Below are 4,072 nucleotides of genomic sequence, written 5' to 3'. Positions count from 1 at the left end.
AGGGTGTGGCACAGCCAGTTTTCGTCGTCACGGTCTTCGAAGTCTTCACGGGCGTGAGCGCCGCGGGACTCTTTACGGGCTTCGGCCGCGATGGCGGTAGCTTCGGCGACTTCCAGCAGGTTCTGCAGCTCCAGCGCTTCGATACGCGCGGTGTTGAAGGCCTGGGACTTGTCGTTGATCTTGACGTTGGCGATGCGGTCACGCAGGCCGGCCAACTGCTCGATACCCTTCTGCATGTATTCGCCGGTACGGAATACACCGAAGTAGTTCTGCATGCAGCTCTGCAGTTCGCGCTTGAGGCTGGCAACGTCTTCGCCAGTGGAGCGCTCGTTGAGCTTGTTCAGGCGGTTCAGGGCAACATCGATGTCGGTGTCGCTGGCGTCGAGGTGCTCGATGCCGTCGCTCAGCGCCTTCTCCAGGTGCAGGCCGGCAGCACGGCCGAACACCACCAGGTCGAGCAGCGAGTTGCCGCCCAGGCGGTTGGCACCGTGAACCGATACGCACGCCACTTCACCTACTGCGAACAAGCCAGGGATGATGTGATCCTTGCCTTCTTCGTCCATGGTGATGGCCTGGCCATGAATGTTGGTGGCAACGCCGCCCATCATGTAGTGGCAGGTCGGAACGACCGGCACCGGCGCGACCACAGGGTCGACGTGGGCGAAGGTCTTGGACAGTTCGCAGATACCTGGCAGGCGGCTGTGCAGCACTTCCTCGCCCAGGTGGTCCAGCTTCAGCAGTACGTGGTCCTTGTTCGGGCCCACGCCGTTGCCGGCGATGATTTCCTTGACCATGGAACGGGCAACCACGTCGCGGCCGGCCAGGTCTTTCGCGTTCGGCGCGTAACGCTCCATGAAGCGCTCGCCGTGGGCGTTGATCAGGTAACCACCTTCACCGCGGCAACCTTCGGTGACCAGTACACCGGCGCCGGCGATGCCGGTCGGGTGGAACTGCCACATCTCGATGTCCTGCACCGGTACACCGGCACGCAGGGCCATGCCGATACCGTCACCGGTATTGATCAGGGCGTTGGTGGTGGAGGCGTAGATACGGCCTGCACCGCCAGTGGCCAGAACGGTGGCCTTGGACTTGATGTACATGGTTTCGCCGGTTTCGATGCAGATCGCGATCACACCGACAAAAGCGCCTTCCTGGTTCTTCACCAGGTCAACGGCATAGTACTCGTTGAGGAAGGTGGTACCGGCTTTCAGGTTGCCCTGGTACAGGGTGTGCAGCAGCGCGTGACCGGTACGGTCGGAAGCGGCACAGGTACGGGCGGCCTGGCCACCTTTACCGAAGTCCTTGGACTGGCCACCGAACGGACGCTGGTAGATACGGCCGGTTTCGGTACGCGAGAACGGCAGACCCATGTGGTCCAGTTCGAAGACCGCAGCCGGGCCTTCCTGACACATGTATTCGATAGCGTCCTGGTCACCGATGTAGTCGGAGCCCTTGACGGTATCGTACATGTGCCAGCGCCAGTCGTCGTTCGGGTCGGCCGAAGCGATGGCGCAGGTGATGCCGCCCTGGGCGGATACAGTGTGCGAACGGGTCGGGAAGACCTTGGTGACTACGGCGGTCTTGTGGCCGCCTTGAGCCAGTTGCAGCGCTGCGCGCATGCCGGCGCCGCCGCCACCGATGATGATGGCGTCGAAGGAAATGGTTGGAATGCTAGCCATGGATCAGATACCCCAGAGAATCTGCACACCCCAGACGAAGTAAGCGAACATCGCAACGCCGCATACCGCCTGGAACAGGAAACGAATCGCAGTTGCCGACTTGCCGAACGACATTGGCGTCAGGTAGTCGGTCGCAATGGTCCACATGCCGACCCAGGCGTGAGCGCCCAGGGCAACGAGGGCCAGCAGACTGAAGATCCGCATCGCGTTGTTGGAGAACAGACCATGCCACTGGGTGTAGTCGATGCCTGGGTGGGCGACCACGTAGCCGATCAGGAAGATGAAGTAAGCCGCGAGAACGACCGCAGATACGCGCTGCGCCATCCAGTCATAGAGGCCCGAACGCGACAGGTTCGTGACATTGGTTACCATACCCAAACTCCCACCAGAACGATCAGCACCACGGAGATGACAATCACGATTTTCGAGCCCAGTTTGCCGCCTTCCAGCGTCTCACCGATGCCCATGTCCATGATCAGGTGGCGAACACCTGCCACCAGGTGATACAGCAAGGCGGATAGCAGGCCCCAGGTCACGAACTTGGCCAGCGGGCTGGTCAGACACGCCTTCACCTCACCGAAGCCTTCCTCGGAACCCAGCGATTTGCCCAATGCGTAAAGCATGATGGCAAGGCCGATGAACAGGATGACGCCGGAGATACGGTGCAGAATGGACGTGTACGCGGTGACAGGGAGCTTGATGGTCCTTAGGTCTAGGTTTACAGGTCGTTGGCTTTTCACGGCTTTTTTCACACTGAAGAGCCCCTAGCGAATCAGGGCAAAGTTGTTGGTAAGTGTACTGGTCAGGTACCCACCACCCAGGGAACGGCGACCCCCAGCAGTTCGGGCTTGCAAGCCCCTGGCGGTCGGGTGCCGAGTATAGACAGTTAGGCTGCTTATGACAACGTGACGGGGTAGCCCAAATAGCGCATTGCCTTTAGCGAACAAAAGGCGTAAATGGGCGAGAATTTCGCGAAAAACCAGGCTTCAAAGCCTGTTTCAACAAGCCTTTAGGCAAATTGACATCTGAATTTATCCCTCTATAGTGGTGCGGGCCCTGCGTGGGGGGTCTGTCTGATGATTTCTAGCATTAATAGGAGGCCACATGGCTGACAAAAAAGCGCAGTTGGTCATCGAGGGCGCTGCCCCCGTCGAGCTGCCCATTTTAACCGGCACCGTTGGTCCTGATGTAATCGACGTCCGCGGGTTGGGGGCCACTGGTCACTTCACCTTCGACCCTGGTTTCATGGCGACCGCCTCGTGCGAGTCGAAGATCACCTACATTGACGGCGACAAAGGTATCCTGCTGCACCGCGGCTACCCGATCGAGCAACTCGCCGAACAGTCCGACTACCTCGAAACCTGCTACCTGCTGCTCAACGGCGAACTGCCGAATGCCGAGCAGAAGGCCCAGTTCGTCAGCACCGTGAAAAACCACACCATGGTTCACGAGCAGCTGAAATCCTTCTTCAACGGCTTCCGTCGCGACGCTCACCCGATGGCGGTGATGTGCGGCGTGGTCGGCGCCCTGTCGGCGTTCTATCACGACTCCCTGGACATCAATAACCCGCAACACCGCGAAATCTCCGCGGTGCGCCTGGTCGCGAAAATGCCGACCCTGGCCGCGATGGTCTACAAGTACTCCATGGGCCAGCCGATGATGTACCCGCGCAACGACCTGTCGTACGCGGAAAACTTCCTGCACATGATGTTCAACACCCCGTGCGAGATCAAACCGATCAGCCCGGTGCTGGCCAAGGCAATGGACCGGATCTTCATCCTCCACGCCGACCACGAGCAGAACGCCTCCACCTCCACCGTGCGCCTGGCAGGCTCCTCGGGCGCCAACCCGTTCGCCTGTATCGCCGCCGGTATCGCTGCACTGTGGGGCCCGGCCCACGGCGGTGCGAACGAAGCCGTGCTGACCATGCTGGATGAAATCGGCGATGTCTCGAACATCGACACCTTCATCGCCAAGGCCAAGGACAAGAACGACCCGTTCAAGCTCATGGGCTTCGGTCACCGCGTGTACAAGAACCGCGACCCGCGCGCCACCGTCATGAAGCAGACCTGCGACGAAGTCCTGCGCGAGCTGGGCATCAAGAACGACCCGCAGCTGGAACTGGCCATGCGCCTGGAAGAGATCGCCCTCACCGATCCTTACTTCATCGAGCGCTCGCTGTACCCGAACGTCGACTTCTACTCGGGGATCATCCTCAAGGCCATCGGCATTCCGACCAGCATGTTCACCGTGATCTTCGCCCTGGCACGTACCGTGGGCTGGATTTCGCACTGGAAAGAAATGCTCTCCAGCCCGTACAAGATTGGCCGCCCGCGCCAGCTGTACACCGGCGAGCAGAAGCGCGACATCGTTGCACTGACGGACCGCAAGTA

Annotated in this window: 4 protein-coding genes; 1 reads left to right on the top strand and 3 read right to left on the bottom strand. The window is 60.3% G+C overall.

The genetic code is table 11. The features are described from left to right. The 3 genes from sdhA to sdhC form a co-directional block, all read right to left on the bottom strand. Positions 1-1,679: succinate dehydrogenase flavoprotein subunit (gene sdhA / locus HP546_RS27065; protein ID WP_172231944.1), on the bottom strand; the 1,679-nt coding region annotated here is incomplete at its 3' end. 3 nt (positions 1,680-1,682) lie between these two features. Next, a complete protein-coding gene (gene sdhD / locus HP546_RS27060) occupies positions 1,683-2,051 on the bottom strand; it encodes a succinate dehydrogenase, hydrophobic membrane anchor protein (RefSeq protein WP_008091903.1) in 369 nt (122 codons plus the stop codon). Further along, on the bottom strand, positions 2,045-2,431 hold the full coding sequence (gene sdhC / locus HP546_RS27055; RefSeq protein ID WP_008091902.1) for a succinate dehydrogenase, cytochrome b556 subunit: 387 nt from the start codon (positions 2,429-2,431) through the stop codon (positions 2,045-2,047). Before sdhC ends, sdhD begins: the two co-directional genes overlap by 7 nt. 352 nt (positions 2,432-2,783) lie before the next feature. Between sdhC and gltA the strand changes: the two genes are divergently transcribed. Next, on the top strand, positions 2,784-4,072 hold a 1,289-nt coding region (gene gltA / locus HP546_RS27050), incomplete at its 3' end, for a citrate synthase (RefSeq protein WP_027592878.1).

The sequence above is a fragment of the Pseudomonas sp. CM25 genome, assembly GCF_013179705.1.
Classification (GTDB): domain Bacteria; phylum Pseudomonadota; class Gammaproteobacteria; order Pseudomonadales; family Pseudomonadaceae; genus Aquipseudomonas.
The sequence above is the reverse complement of the archived record's forward strand: the minus strand, read 5'-3'. Positions and strand labels throughout refer to the sequence as shown.

What these genes read in the sequence shown, in the direction of transcription:
- sdhD (WP_008091903.1), bottom strand. Translation starts at nt 2,051, where the DNA reads ATGGTAACCAATGTCACGAACCTGTCGCGTTCGGGCCTCTATGACTGG.